Below are 15,363 nucleotides of genomic sequence, written 5' to 3' on the forward strand. Positions count from 1 at the left end.
TATTACAAATAAGCTCAAGAAACGTCGGCGATATTCCATTCCTACCTATATAAACCACTATAAAATGTGGTTAAACAGAGGAATATCACTAAGGATTGTTTTTCTCACACTATATATTTCCTGTGAGAGACGGAAGGGATGCGAGTCGGTCAGCATAGATCGATTTAAATGGATAACAATAAGGATAGATGCAGTGCTGGGGCTTGCCTTGGCTTGCTTGTGTCCAACTGAACTGGAAGGATGTATCTATGGTTAATAGAGAACAAAGTTCGCAAGGTCTGTATACGCCAGAACTCGAGCATGACGCTTGCGGCATCGGTTTTGTTGCTCACCTCAAAAACCGTAAATCACACCATGTCGTGACTCAAGCCCTAGATATGCTAGCGCGCATGGAACATCGTGGCGGACAAGGTTGTGACCCCTGTAGCGGTGACGGAGCGGGTATTTTACTGCAGAAACCTCACGAATTCCTCTTAGAGGAAGCGGTAAAACTGGGGATTAAACTACCGTCATTTGACCAATACGGCGTCGGCGTCGTCTTGTTTCCAAGGGATGAGCACAAACGCGCTCAATGTCGTGATATTTTAGAGCGTAATGCTAAGCGCCTTGATCTTGATGTCCTCGGTTATCGTAAACTGCCAACCGACAACAGCATGCTCGGTGCCGATCCACTCAGTACTGAGCCTTATTTTGAACATGTTTTCATCTCAGCCGGTCCAGGAAGTACGCCGCAAGAATTGGAACGCAAACTCTACGTTCTGCGTAACTATACCGTTCGCGTTTGTCTCGAAAGCGTTTCTAATATTGGCGATGATTTTTATATCAACTCGCTCTCCTATAAAACGCTGGTTTATAAAGGTCAGTTAACCACTGAGCAAGTTCCGCAATATTTTCTCGATTTACAAAACCCAACCATGGTTACCGCCTTGGCTCTGGTGCATTCACGTTTTTCCACCAATACCTTCCCAAGATGGCGTTTAGCGCAGCCGTTTCGTTACATTGCTCATAATGGCGAAATCAATACCGTACGCGGTAACTTGAACTGGATGAAAGCCCGCGAAGCTATTTTACAATCAAATCTCTTTACCCAAGCAGAAATTGATATGCTGCTGCCGGTTTGTCAGGAAGGCGCGTCAGACTCCGCCAACTTTGATATGGTGTTAGAGTTATTGGTGCTTTCAGGCCGCACTTTGCCGCACGCATTGATGATGATGATCCCCGAAGCGTGGCAAGAAAATAAAACCATGGATCCCAAGCGTCGTGCCTTTTATCAATATCATGCCAATATCATGGAACCATGGGATGGCCCAGCCTCAGTGTGCTTTACCGATGGCGTACAAGTAGGCGCAACCTTAGATAGAAACGGCTTGCGTCCCTCTCGTTATACCGTCACTAAAGACGATTTTTTGATCATGGCCTCTGAATCTGGTGTGGTAGAAATCGATCCCGCTAATGTCGAATATCGTGGTCGCTTACAACCCGGACGCATTTTTGTCGCCGACCTTGAACAAGGGCGAATCATTTCTGATGAAGAAGTCAAAGATGGCATCGCTAACGCGCAGCCTTATGAAAAATGGGTAGAAGATAACTTACTGAGCCTAAAAAAGCTGCCTGAGGCCGATAACGTTCACAGTCAGCCTTCACCTGAGCGCCTGCTCCATCGTCAGCAAGCGTTTGGGGTCAGCAGTGAAGAAGTCAACGACATTATCTTTACCTTAGCGGAAACCGGCTATGAGCCTCTTGGCTCAATGGGAGCCGACTGGCCAGTGGCGGTGCTATCGCATCAGTCTCAGCATCTATCAAACTACTTTAAACAGTTGTTTGCGCAGGTAACCAACCCGCCGATCGATCCGATCCGCGAACGGATGGTCATGTCGCTCAATACCTATATTGGTCGTGATCAAAACCTACTCGCTGAATCTCCGGTTCATTGTCGTAAAGTCGAGCTAGAATCACCGGTGATTTCTAATGCCGAATTAGAAAAACTGCGCGCGATTGATAACGAGCACCTGCAAGCTAAAACACTGGATATTGTTTTTCAAGCCAGTGAAGAGCCAGGCAAACTTGAGCGAGCACTCAAACGCATCTGTCAATACGCTGAAGATGCGGTGATCGATGGCTATTCCATCATTCTTCTTACTGACCGCGCGGTAAATTCTAACCATGCCGCGATTCCAGCGATGCTGGCTGTCGGCGCTGTCCATCATCATCTGATCCGTAAAGGACTACGCTCTAAGTGCGGTATTGTGGTTGAAACTGGGGATGCGCGCGAAACTCACCATTTTGCTACCTTAGTCGGCTATGGTGCCAATGCGGTGAACCCGTATTTAGTGGTCGAAACCATTGTCGATTTGCAGCGTCGCAATAAGCTGGATACTGACGTTGAGGTGAATAAATACTTCGAAAACTATCGTAAAGGGATCAATGCTGGCCTATTGAAAATTTTCTCAAAAATGGGTATCTCAACTTTACAGTCCTACCATGGAGCACAAATCTTTGAAGCCTTAGGGATCAGTAAATCGGTGGTAGACAAATACTTTACTGGTACTGTTACTCGTATTCAGGGCCTAACGTTAGACGATATCGCCAAAGAAGTGGTGGTTCGTCACCGTATTGGCTATCCGATTCGTGAAATCCCGTTACAAATGCTCGATGTCGGCGGTGTCTATCAGTGGAAACAGCGTGGTGAAAAACACCTGTTTAACCCAGAAACCATCCATTTACTGCAACACTCTACCCGTAATAAAGATTATCAACAGTTCAAGCAGTATGCTGCTGCTGTCGATAGCCAAGGGGATAAAGCGGTGACCCTGCGTAGCCAGCTAGATTTTATTAAAAATCCAGCGGGTTCAGTTGCGATTGAAGAAGTCGAGCCGGTGTCGAGTATTGTGAAACGCTTTGCCACTGGCGCAATGTCGTTCGGATCGATTTCTCATGAGGCGCACTCAACATTAGCAGTCGCCATGAACCGCCTGGGCGCACGTTCCAATTCTGGTGAAGGGGGTGAAGATCCCGCGCGTTTCGTTCGTAAAGAGAATGGCGATTGGGAACGCTCAGCCATCAAGCAAGTCGCCTCTGGACGCTTTGGGGTTACCTCTTACTATTTGACCAACTGCGACGAAATTCAGATCAAAATGGCACAAGGAGCCAAGCCAGGTGAAGGCGGTCAGCTACCAGGAGATAAAGTCGATGATTGGATTGGCGCAACTCGTCACTCAACGCCAGGGGTCGGCTTAATTTCGCCGCCACCGCATCACGACATCTACTCCATTGAAGATTTGGCGCAGCTGATTTTTGACTTGAAAAACGCCAACCGTAAAGGGCGAGTCAACGTTAAACTGGTCTCTGAAGCCGGCGTGGGCACTATCGCTTCTGGTGTTGCTAAAGCGAAAGCGGATGTAGTGCTGATTGCAGGCCATGACGGCGGCACCGGCGCGTCGCCTATTTCATCGATTCGCCATACCGGCCTACCTTGGGAACTTGGTCTGGCTGAAACTCATCAGACACTACTTAAAAACGGTTTACGTAACCGCATCGTCGTACAAGCGGATGGGCAGATGAAAACCCCACGCGATATCGCTATCGCGACGTTACTGGGGGCCGAAGAATGGGGCGTTGCTACCGCCGCCTTAGTGGTGGAAGGTTGCATCATGATGCGTAAGTGTCATAAAAACACCTGCCCTGTGGGTATCGCGACTCAAAACAAAACCTTACGTGAACGCTTTGATGGCCGCGTGGAAGATGTTGTGACCTTCTTCCAATATATGGCACAAGGCCTACGGGAAATCATGGCTGAGCTTGGTTTTCGCACCATTGATGAGATGGTAGGGCAAGCGCAAAAACTCAAATTACGTGATGATGTGGGCCACTGGAAGTATAAGAACCTCGACCTTTCTCCCCTGCTCTATCTTGAGCCAGCCCGTGAAGGCGATGGTATTTATTGCCAAAGCGCACAAAATCATAACTTGGAGCATGTCCTCGACCGTCAATTAATCCAGTTAGCGAAACCTGCGCTTGAACAAGGCTTAGCGGTGAATGCCGAACTGCCGATCATCAATACCGATCGCAGTACTGGCACCATGTTGTCGAACGAAATTTGTAAAGTCTATCAAGATCAAGGGCTACCTCAGCCTATGACGGTTAAATTTAACGGTAGTGCTGGGCAATCCTTTGGCGCTTTCTTGACCAAAGGCGTGCATTTTGAAGTTGAGGGAGATGCCAACGACTACTGGGGTAAAGGCTTATCAGGCGGTACGTTAGTACTCTATCCTAACCGCAATGCCAGCTTAATTGCCGAAGATAATATCGTGGTTGGTAACGTCTGTTTCTATGGCGCTACCTCTGGTGAGTCTTATATACGAGGCTTAGCGGGCGAACGCTTCTGCGTGCGAAATTCTGGTGCTAAAGTGGTGGTAGAAGGTGTCGGCGATCATGGCTGTGAGTACATGACCGGCGGTATTGCGGTGATCCTTGGTTCAACCGGACGTAACTTTGCCGCAGGTATGAGTGGCGGTATCGCTTACGTGTGGGATAAAGCCGGTGATTTTTCACAAAAACTCAATCCTGAGCTGGTCGATCTCGATCCTATCGAAGCGGAAGATAAAGCGCTGTTAAAAGAGATGCTGACTAAACACGTTCAATTCACAGGAAGTGAAGTGGCACAAACATTCCTCAACAATTTTGAGCAAAGCTTAGCGACAATGATGAAAGTCATGCCTCGTGACTATAAAGCCGTGCTTGAAAAACGTAAGGAAGCCGCAGCGGCAATGGAAAAAGCGGAGGCTGTATAATGGGTAAAGCAACTGGATTTTTAGAGTTTGGTCGAGAACTGCCAAAAAAAATCGACCCTGCAGAGCGAATTAAACACAATCATGAGTTTGTGCTCAATAAAGAATTTGGTCACAAAATTAACCAACAAGCAGCTCGCTGTATGGATTGTGGGGTGCCGTTTTGTCATAGCGGCTGCCCGATTGGTAACATCATTCCAGAATTTAATGATGCGGTTTATCGCGATAGTTGGCAAGAAGCATGGCAAATCTTAAGCTCGACCAATAACTTTCCTGAGTTTACTGGTCGAGTATGCCCTGCGCCTTGTGAAACCTCATGCGTGCTTGGTATTAATCAAGATCCCATCACCATTTGTAATATTGAGAAAACCATTGTTGAGCGGGCTTATCAAGAAGGCTATGCCAAGCCCAAAACCCCTCGTGCTCGTACTGGTAAAAAAGTGGCTATTATCGGCTCTGGGCCGGCGGGATTAGCCGCAGCTGAGCAATTAAATAGCGCTGGACATCAGGTGACTGTGTTTGAGCGGGATGAAAAAGTTGGTGGTTTGCTGCGTTTCGGGATCCCTGATTTTAAACTCAGCATGGCCGTGATTGATCGCAAACTCGATCTTATGGCTCAAGCGGGGGTTGAATTTGTGGTTAATGCTCATGTGGGGGTTGATATTAACGCGCAACAGCTACGCCAAGAGTTCGATGCGATTTTGCTGACTGGCGGCTCCACCGTACCACGTGATTTACCGATCCCCGGACGTGATTTGCAAGGCGTTTACTTTGCGATGCAGTTCCTCGGACAAAATAATCGCCGCGCTAACAATATGGATCTTAAAGGTGAAGAGATTCATGCCAAAGGCAAACATGTGGTGGTCATTGGTGGTGGCGATACCGGTTCAGACTGTGTCGGTACGTCCAATCGTCATGGCGCGGCAAGCATTACGCAAGTCGAGATCATGCCAATGCCACCAGAAAAACGTCCAGCCAATATGCCATGGCCACAGTATCCGATGATTTTACGCACATCGACCTCCCATGAAGAAGGCTGCGAAAGACATTGGAATATTCTGACCAAAGAATTTATTGGCAACGAGCAAGGTCAAGTGACTGGGCTACGAATTGCCGATATTGTTTGGCAAGAGGCAGCACCAGGACAACGCCCTGAGTTTCGCGAAGTGGCTGGCACTGAGCGAGTGATAGCTTGTGATATGGCGTTTCTCGCGATGGGCTTTTTACATCCAGAACCACATGGTGTACTCGCACAATTAGCGATAAAACTTGATGATCGCGGTAACGTGGCAACGGATAATTTTGCCACCAATCAAAAAGGGGTCTTTGCTGCTGGCGACATGCGCACTGGCCAATCACTGGTTGTACGCTGCATCAATGAAGGTCGTGAATCAGCCAGAGCGATTGATGCTTACTTGATGGGCAACACGCATCTTGAATCGATCAATGATTCTTTAATGTTATCGGCGTAAGCGCTTTATCTATACCCAAACAACTTGGCGTTGCAGGTAGGAAAGGGATATCTTAAACGGCTAACACCTTGTGTTAGCCTTTTTTATTGCTAAAAACATCGTCTCATTACTCAACCTTAACGGCCTTAGTCGTCAAACTAGAAAAATCATGACCTTAATAAACCAAAGATCGTCAATCAATCGTATAATTGGTTATCCTCAGCGACAAATATCAGCTATGCTCAAATTTTATTCGCTATAGGAAAATGTCGTGAAGCCATTCATTATTATTGGGTTATCACTCCTTATCATTGCTTGTAGCCGAGGCGTTGCATCGAATATGACCGACCGAACAACCGACCTTTGTGGGAATAAACCCAACTGTGTCTCGACGGAAGAGTCGAGAGAAAAATTTTCTGTGGCACCGTTTATCCTGCGCCCAGGAGTGACCCTTAGCCAAATTGAACGTATTGCATTAACCTTACCCGGCGCTGAAGTCGTTGAAAAAGAAGAAAATTACTTACGAGTGGAATGCACTACACGTGTATTACGCTTTGTCGATGACTTGGAACTTAAACTGCAGCATGATCAATTAAAAGTTCGTTCAGAGTCTCGTGTTGGCTATAGCGATTTTGGCGTTAATCGCCGTCGAGTTGAAACACTACGTGATAAAATGACGGCTGCTGGTTTGCTACAATAGTCTATTCAGCGGTTTACCTTTCTGCTTCATCTCGATCAAACCTAGCCGAGCATGATAAACTGCAGTGATTTTTATCCAATGAAAAGAGACATGACATGAAAATTGGCATCATCGGCGCGATGCAACAAGAAGTCGCCATCTTAAAAGACGCTCTCGAACAACGCCAAGAAGTCAGTCAAGGTGGCTGCACCTATTACAGCGGTAAGCTGCATGGTGTTGAGGTTATCTTGCTTCAATCTGGGATCGGTAAAGTATCTGCCGCGGTTGGCACCGCATTATTGCTCAATCAATATCAACCAGATGTGGTCATCAACACGGGTTCAGCCGGTGGTTTTGATCCTAGCTTAACCATGGGCGATGTAGTGATCTCTACTGAAGTCCGTCATCATGACGCCGATGTGACCGCTTTTGGTTACGAAATCGGGCAAATGGCTGGTCAGCCCGCTGCATTTCAGGCGGATGAGAAACTCATGTCAATCGCTGAACAAGCTCTGCAAACCATGGACAACAAACATGCGGTTCGTGGCCTGATTTGCACTGGTGATGCCTTTGTCTGCAGCGAAGAAAAACAAAACTTTATCCGTCAACATTTCCCAACCGCAGTAGCGGTCGAAATGGAAGCGGCGGCGATTGCCCAAACCTGCCATCAATTTGGTGTACCTTTTGTCGTGGTACGCGCCATCTCTGATGTCGCTGATAAAGCTTCACCGCTCTCTTTTGATGAGTTTTTGCCGCTAGCCGCGCAAAGCTCTTCAGCGATGGTGCTAAAAATGGTTGAACTACTAAAGTAGCCTGTTGTTCATGGATGAATTATTCAAACCCTTTTATGCCAATGGTGCCCTACTCGTAATGTGGGGCGCTTTGTTATTTCATTGGCTATTGCCGATACCTCGCGCTGCCCATCCGATTACCTTATGGCATAAATTTGCCGAAATATTAGCTGACAAAGTTAATAAACCGAGCAATTACCAACAAAGCTTAATTTCCGGCACGCTGGCTTGGCTGCTGATGATTATCCCTACCATTATGCTGTGCGTTGCTCTGCAACCTCTGGTTTGGCATCCACAACTGTTTGAATTAGCGTTATTGCTGTTAGCACTCGATTGGCGCAGTGCGGATAAACTTAGCCAGCAGATGAGTCAAGCACTGGCACAACAGGATAAACCGTTAGCTCGCCGTCTATTGGTACCGTTTATTAATCGTGAAACGGCGACGCTTTCCCCGGTCGGTTTAGGTAAAGCCAGTGTCGAAACCATCACTATGGGTATTGGCCGTAACCTGATTGGGGTTCTATTTTGGTATGGATTACTCGGGGGGATCGGCGCGTTTATTTATCGTTTAATGGTTGAATTAGCCCGTTGTTGGTCTCCTTCTCGTACTCAATTTCAGCCGTTTGGTTTACCGATCATTCGCGCTGTCGCGTTACTCGATCTTATTCCTCTGCGTTTATTTAGTTTACTGATCCTAATCGGCGATAATATTAAATATAATTTGACGCAAACGCTCAACCAAAGTCGCTCTTGGCCGTTACCGGGGCCGGGATGGCTACTGTGTGCAGTCGGTAATAAATTACACTTAGCATTGGGCGGGCCAGCGATCTATGGTCAGCAAAAAGCGGTGCGCGCCAAAATTGGCGGGCGCATAGTGCCAGCAAGCCTTCATTTAGCTCAGTTACGCCAACTACTTACCCGTAGATTATGGCTTTGGCTTATTTTACAAAGCATTATGTTACTGCTCGTTTATCAAGGCGTATAAACATGCCACACCGATTCTTTCTCTTACTTCTGCTCTCTTGGCCTTTTTGCACTCTTTCTGCTGCGGAAAGGATCATTAGCTTAGCTCCCCATGCCACCGAGCTGGTTTTCGCGGCCGGACTAGGGGATAAGCTGATCGCGGTCAGTGACTATAGTGATTATCCTGAATCCGCCAAAACTCTACCTCGAGTCGCCAATTATCAAGGGATCAATATTGAACGAATTCTAACTTTGCAGCCCGACTTGGTGATCGTTTGGCCTGAAGGCAATGCCATGCGTGAAGTGGAAAAATTGGCTCGTTTAGGCATTCCTTTGTTTTATTCTCATCCTAAAACACTGACTGATATTGCAGATGATATAGAGAAACTCAGTCAATACGCCAGCGATCCAACAAGAGGCATGCAAGCGGCCAATCAGTTTCGTCAGCAGCTCACTCAACTTGAACAGAAATACGCTCATCTCGATGGAGTTCGGTATTTTTACCAATTAAGTGAAAAGCCAATCATCACCTTAGCACAAGGCAGTTGGCCAAGTGAGATTTTCGCTTTTTGTGGGGGGGTGAATATTTTCCAACATAGCCCGTCCCCCTACCCTCAAGTCAGTATTGAACAGGTGCTACTCGCCAAACCAGAAGTCATCTTTACTTCAGAACAAGCGATGGCTCAAGGCACTATGTGGCAGCGCTGGAAAAACCAAGTCCCTGCGGTAAAAAAAAGACAGATTACTAGCCTTAATGCTGATTGGCTCAACCGCCAAACCCCAAGATCACTGCTCGCCATTGAGCAAGTTTGCAATTATTTTTCCCAAATAGAAAAGTATTAACTAAAACAGCAAAAGTTGCATACAATGTGCTCCCATTCACTCATCCCAAATTAACAGGGAATGTTAAGCGAGCGACTCAACTTTGGATACTTCACTGCTCTACTTGATTGATATGTTTGGCACTGCGGTGTTTGCGATTTCAGGCGTACTACTTGCGGGGCGATTAAAGATGGACCCTTTCGGTGCGGTGGTTCTAGCCAGTGTCACTGCCATTGGTGGTGGAACCATTCGCGATATGGCGCTAGGTGCGACGCCGGTTTTTTGGATCACTGATACCACTTATTTATGGGTGATCTTCGCGACCTGCTTATTAACCATGTTGATTGTCCGTCGCCCTAAACGAGTCGCTTGGTGGATATTACCGGTCTGTGATGCGGTTGGCCTGGCTGTATTTGTCGCTATTGGGGTTGAAAAAGCACTGATCTTCCAAGAATCAGCGTTAATCGCCATCATTATGGGGGTAATCACCGGCTGCGGTGGTGGCATCATCCGTGATGTGCTTGCTCGTGAGATCCCGATGGTATTAAGAAGTGAAGTCTATGCCACCGCCTGTATTGTCGGCGGCATGGTACATACCACCGCACTCGCTTTAGATTATAACAGTTCGAGCGCTTTCCTATGCGGGGTGATTTCAACTCTCGTCATCCGCTTATGCGCCATTCGTTGGCACTTATCACTGCCGACTTTTGCATTGACTAAATAATCCCTCCATCACCAGTCATCATGGCTGGTGATGCTCCATGCGCAAGCTTTGTGACTTTAGTAGACGACACCGCGATGGTTCAAGGTTACCATTAGCGACATCTATTCCCATTTGTCATCAACCTATGTTACTCGAAGGCATTGAAACCTTACTGGTGCTCAGCAAAGAAAAAACCATGAGCCGTACCGGTAGCCAACTCTATATCAGCCAATCGGCAGTCAGTAAGCGCATTGCTAACTTAGAAAAAAAACTCGGCAAAAAACTGATTGTTCCCGCGGGCCGACACATCAAATTGACTGCAGATGCCGAGCAATTAATTGCCAGCATTGGCCCTACGTTTAATGAGTTGCATGGTTTAATTTTCGAGCAGAAAACATTGGAAGACAATACGCTGCTGCGCATGGATTGCTCAGAGACTTTAGTCGCGGGTTATCTTGGCCAGACTATGGGGCAACATCGAAAACACGACCCACATTGGGTGATCACCACCAACCACACACCGCGAATTGTCGAAAATGTTCAGTCTGGCAAAGCCATCTTGGGCTTTTGTGCGGGGTATCTGCCCGCCAATCACGGTTTGCTGACTTTTCATTTAGGCGATGAGCCATTTACCGTGATTAGCCAAGCACCTCTGTTCTCACTGCCAAGCGAGCTGATCACTAATGATTTAGCCAATCCCGCCAATACCTACCAAGCGGCTATGCTGCACAAACAAGGCATTCGACCCGCGATGGAGATGGACTCTTACACCGCCGCGGCGCAGCTCGCACTCGGCGGTATGTTACCAGCCCTAGTACCACGTTCGATTGTCAGCACCCTAAAAATTGAGCCCCAGCACTGCTTTGATTTCGCTGAACTTGCCGATCTGACTCGGCCAATTCATATTTGTCTGCGCGCCAGCCGCTATCGTAGCATTAGAGTCCAAACATTGATAACAGCGCTACATAATGCTGTTCCCAAAGCAGTTTTAACGCCATCAACATAGACATGGTGATCACCAACGGGCGAATCCAACGCTGCCCTTGGCTAATTACCACTTTTGCCCCCATACGAGCGCCAATAAAGCCACCAACTGCCATGGTTAAGCCTATCTGCCAAATCGGTAATCCGGCGATTAAGAAAAAAGTCAGCGCTGCAATGTTGGAGGTGAAATTGAGCACCTTAGTGCGCGCGGTGGCTTCCACCAATCCAAAATGGCCTAAAGCGACAAAACAGACGGTAAAGATCGAACCGGTACCGGGGCCAAAAAAGCCATCATAAAACCCAACCCCAAACCCGACCGTGAAAGCAAAAGCCGTTTCCGATAAGGGAGCGGAACCGGTATGATTTTTTGTTGCTGGGGCAAGTAGGAAATAGAGCGAGATGGCAATCAATAACACGGGTATTAAACTGGTCAACAAAGAGGCATCAATATATTGCACCGCTTCTGCGCCAAGCGCCGCACCGAAAAAAGTACACGCAATCGCCAGGCGCATCGCTTTTAGACTCACTAAGCCTTGGCGGACAAAATAGAAAGTGGCCGAAAAGCTTCCAAAGGAGCTTTGCAGTTTATTGGTCGCTAAGGCTTGAGTCGGAGGAACCCCAGCCGCCAGCAAGGCTGGTAACGTTAGCAAACCACCACCACCGGCCATGGCATCAATAAATCCCGCAACGCCCGCCACTAAAAACAGCAGGCCCAATACTTCCAGTGAAAGTTCCATTTCTAATCAACATCTTGAATGACAAAGCTCAACACTATCACTGCTCAAAACATCAAAACAGCGAAACACAAGACAACAACCTATTCCATTTATTCATCGATATAAGCTTGGGAGATCTCTGGGTATTGTAGCTGATAAAAAAGCCCGCTTAATTCAGCGGGCAATGAGGTTGTCTGATAAGCCTTAACGACTTACCTTAATTGTTATTAGGCTAAGCTGGCTTTGACTTGCTCGTGTAACTCTTGCACAGAGATGACCGATGCTTTCGCGTCAGCGGTATGTGACATACAGGTTGCAAATGCCGCATTTAACGTCGTGGTGTAGTTAACTTTTTCAGCTAGAGCACCACGGCGCAATACTTTTGAATCTTCAATCGCTTGACGACCTGCCGCGGTATTGACGATATAGGTGTACTCATTGTTTTTGATTCGATCCAAGATATGCGGACGCCCTTCATACACCTTATTAACTAGGCGAGGGTTAATCCCAGCTTCACCGAGAATCACCGCCGTACCATGAGTTGCATCTAGCTGATAGCCAAGTTTGATCAACTTAGAAGCTAAATCGACCACGCGCTCTTTATCTTCTTCACGTACCGACAATAACGCACGACCACCATCAGGATACACATTACCACAGCCGAGTTCTGCTTTAGCGTAAGCTTCAGCAAACGTTGCTCCAACACCCATCACTTCGCCAGTGGAGCGCATTTCAGGGCCAAGCAATGGGTCAACACCAGGGAATTTATTAAATGGCAGAACCACTTCTTTCACTGAGTAGTAAGGAGGAATGATCTCTTTGGTAAAGCCTTGCGACTCAAGTGACTGACCAGCCATAACACGTGCGGCAATTTTTGCCAGCGGTGCGCCGGTAGCTTTGGATACAAACGGAACCGTTCGTGCAGCGCGAGGGTTAACTTCAATCAGGTAAACTTGATTATCTTTCACCGCAAATTGGGTGTTCATTAAACCGCGCACGCCCAATTCAAAGGCTAACTTCTCAACTTGTTCACGCATCACATCTTGGATTTCTTGGCTTAGGGTGTAAGCCGGCAGTGAACAAGCAGAATCACCGGAGTGAACACCCGCCTGTTCAATGTGCTCCATGATACCGCCAATCACGACTCGCTCGCCATCACAAATCGCATCGATATCCACTTCAACCGCATCGTCTAAAAAGCGATCGAGCAGAACCGGTGACTCATTCGATACGCTGACCGCTTCGTTAAAGTAACGACGCAAATCTTGCTCATCATAGACGATTTCCATCGCCCGACCACCAAGCACATAAGAAGGACGCACTACCAACGGGAAGCCAATCTCTCTTGATTTTTCAATCGCTTGTTCCATGGTGGTGACCGTGGCATTTTCTGGTTGCAGCAACCCTAAACGCTCTACCGCTTGCTGGAAGCGTTCACGATCTTCCGCGCGGTCAATGGCATCTGGGCTAGTACCGATAATCGGCACTCCGGCCGCTTCCAAGGCGCGCGCCAGTTTTAATGGCGTTTGGCCGCCATATTGGACAATAACCCCTTTCGGTTTTTCGACGCGAACAATGGCTAACACATCTTCCAGTGTTACTGGCTCAAAATAGAGGCGATCTGAGGTATCGTAGTCAGTAGATACAGTTTCAGGGTTACAGTTAACCATGATGGTTTCATAACCATCTTCACGCAGTGCAAGTGAAGCATGAACACAGCAGTAATCAAATTCGATACCTTGACCGATACGGTTTGGACCACCACCGAGCACCATGATTTTTTCTCTGTCGGTCGGCTGCGCTTCACACTCTTCATCATAGGTTGAGTACATGTACGCAGTATCGGATGAGAATTCCGCGGCACAGGTGTCAACTCGTTTGTAGACCGGATGAATGTTGTATTGATCGCGCAAGCGACGAATTTCACTTTCAGCCACGCCTAATAAAGCCGAGAGACGCGCATCTGCAAAACCTTTGCGTTTCATTTTACGCAGTACATCGGCGTTTAGCCCAGCAAAACCGCCCGCTTTGACGTCTTGTTCCATCTTGACCAGTTCTTCAATTTGCACCAAGAACCAGCGGTCGATATTGGTCAAGTTAAACACTCCATCGACCGATAAACCGGCACGAAATGCATCGGCGATATACCAAATACGCTCAGCGCCCGCTTCTTTCAGTTCATGGCGAATTTTGGTCAATGCGTCAGGTGCATCAAGATCGACCATTTCATCTAAGCCATTCACACCAACTTCTAAGCCACGCAATGCTTTTTGCAGCGATTCTTGTTGGTTACGACCAATCGCCATCACTTCACCTACCGACTTCATCTGTGTGGTTAAGCGATCGTTAGCACCGGCAAATTTTTCGAAGTTAAAGCGAGGAATTTTCGTCACAACATAATCAATAGTTGGTTCAAACGACGCTGGGGTTGCACCACCAGTAATGTCGTTCATCAGCTCATCAAGCGTAAAGCCAACCGCCAATTTAGCCGCTACTTTAGCAATTGGGAAACCCGTCGCTTTCGATGCCAGAGCCGAAGAGCGAGAAACACGTGGGTTCATCTCGATGATCACCATGCGGCCATCTTTCGGGTTGATACCAAACTGTACGTTTGAACCACCGGTTTCTACACCAATTTCACGCAGTACGGCTAGCGATGCGTTACGCATGATCTGATATTCTTTGTCAGTTAGCGTTTGCGCTGGTGCTACTGTGATCGAGTCACCCGTGTGAATGCCCATTGGGTCAAAGTTTTCAATCGCACAAACGATGATGCAGTTATCGTTTTTATCACGCACCACTTCCATTTCGTACTCTTTCCAACCGATCAGTGATTCATCAATCAACAGCTCGTTGGTTGGCGATAAGTCGAGGCCACGACGGCAGATCTCTTCAAACTCTTCTTTGTTGTAAGCGATACCGCCGCCGGTTCCACCCATAGTAAATGAAGGGCGAATAATACAAGGGAAACCCACCATTTCTTGAACGCGGTAAGCTTCTTCCATCGTTTTTGCCGTATCAGCACGAGGACAAGCTAAGCCGATCGATTTCATTGCTTTATCAAAACGAGAGCGGTCTTCGGCTTTATCAATCGCATCAGCGGTTGCGCCAATCATTTCTACGCCGAATTCAGCTAATACGCCGTGTTTTTCTAGCTCCAGCGCACAATTCAATGCAGTTTGACCACCCATGGTCGGTAATACCGCGTCTGGGCGCTCTTTTTCAATGATTTTACGTACCACTTCCCAGTGAATAGGCTCAATGTAAGTCGCATCGGCCATCTCTGGATCAGTCATGATCGTCGCCGGGTTCGAGTTGACGAGAATCACTCGATAGCCTTCTTCACGCAAAGCTTTACAGGCTTGGGCACCAGAGTAGTCAAACTCACAAGCCTGACCAATCACAATCGGGCCTGCACCTAAAATTAGAATACTGTTAATGTCAGTACGTTTTGGCATCGTCTACTA

The 15,363-nt window shown here is 47.5% G+C and carries 10 protein-coding genes; 8 read left to right on the forward strand and 2 right to left on the reverse strand.

The window, feature by feature from the left end; genetic code table 11:
* The first annotated feature begins 248 nt into the window (after window positions 1-248).
* From gltB to CAG58_RS04370, 8 genes are all read left to right on the forward strand, one after another.
* The gene (gene gltB, locus CAG58_RS04335; RefSeq protein ID WP_161426137.1) at window positions 249-4,790 is read left to right on the forward strand and encodes a glutamate synthase large subunit; all 4,542 of its coding nucleotides are present in this window, start codon (window positions 249-251) and stop codon (window positions 4,788-4,790) included.
* A complete protein-coding gene (locus tag CAG58_RS04340) occupies window positions 4,790-6,259 on the forward strand; it encodes a glutamate synthase subunit beta (protein WP_154169089.1) in 1,470 nt (489 codons plus the stop codon). Before gltB ends, CAG58_RS04340 begins: the two co-directional genes overlap by 1 nt.
* Before the next feature lie 319 nt (window positions 6,260-6,578).
* The gene (locus CAG58_RS04345) at window positions 6,579-6,938 is read left to right on the forward strand and encodes a DUF1499 domain-containing protein (RefSeq protein ID WP_040904910.1); all 360 of its coding nucleotides are present in this window, start codon (window positions 6,579-6,581) and stop codon (window positions 6,936-6,938) included.
* 95 nt (window positions 6,939-7,033) lie between these two features.
* Complete coding sequence (gene mtnN, locus CAG58_RS04350) at window positions 7,034-7,729, forward strand: 5'-methylthioadenosine/S-adenosylhomocysteine nucleosidase (RefSeq protein ID WP_004395933.1); 696 nt, start codon at window positions 7,034-7,036, stop codon at window positions 7,727-7,729.
* A gap of 10 nt (window positions 7,730-7,739) precedes the next feature.
* On the forward strand, window positions 7,740-8,693 hold the full coding sequence (locus CAG58_RS04355) for a cobalamin biosynthesis family protein (protein ID WP_161426138.1): 954 nt from the start codon (window positions 7,740-7,742) through the stop codon (window positions 8,691-8,693).
* Window positions 8,694-8,695: 2 nt separating this feature from the next.
* Window positions 8,696-9,514 carry a vitamin B12 ABC transporter substrate-binding protein BtuF gene (gene btuF, locus CAG58_RS04360; RefSeq protein ID WP_161426139.1) on the forward strand — a complete coding sequence of 273 codons (819 nt, stop codon included), beginning with the start codon at window positions 8,696-8,698 and terminating at the stop codon, window positions 9,512-9,514.
* A gap of 82 nt (window positions 9,515-9,596) precedes the next feature.
* On the forward strand, window positions 9,597-10,217 hold the full coding sequence (locus CAG58_RS04365) for a TRIC cation channel family protein (RefSeq protein ID WP_040904674.1): 621 nt from the start codon (window positions 9,597-9,599) through the stop codon (window positions 10,215-10,217).
* 124 nt (window positions 10,218-10,341) lie between these two features.
* Window positions 10,342-11,202, forward strand: coding sequence for a LysR family transcriptional regulator (locus CAG58_RS04370; RefSeq protein WP_161426142.1), 861 nt, complete (start codon window positions 10,342-10,344; stop codon window positions 11,200-11,202).
* Here CAG58_RS04370 and CAG58_RS04375 read toward each other — a convergent pair.
* Together CAG58_RS04375 and carB are read right to left on the reverse strand one after the other, a co-directional pair.
* The gene (locus CAG58_RS04375; protein ID WP_161426140.1) at window positions 11,132-11,917 is read right to left on the reverse strand and encodes a TSUP family transporter; all 786 of its coding nucleotides are present in this window, start codon (window positions 11,915-11,917) and stop codon (window positions 11,132-11,134) included. The two genes, CAG58_RS04370 and CAG58_RS04375, sit on opposite strands and share 71 nt — an antisense overlap.
* A 206-nt stretch (window positions 11,918-12,123) precedes the next feature.
* Complete coding sequence (gene carB / locus CAG58_RS04380; protein ID WP_161426141.1) at window positions 12,124-15,354, reverse strand: carbamoyl-phosphate synthase large subunit; 3,231 nt, start codon at window positions 15,352-15,354, stop codon at window positions 12,124-12,126.
* Window positions 15,355-15,363 lie beyond the last annotated feature (9 nt).

The organism is Vibrio sp. V31_P5A7T61, assembly GCF_009904895.1.
In the GTDB taxonomy this organism is placed as follows: domain Bacteria; phylum Pseudomonadota; class Gammaproteobacteria; order Enterobacterales; family Vibrionaceae; genus Vibrio; species Vibrio metschnikovii.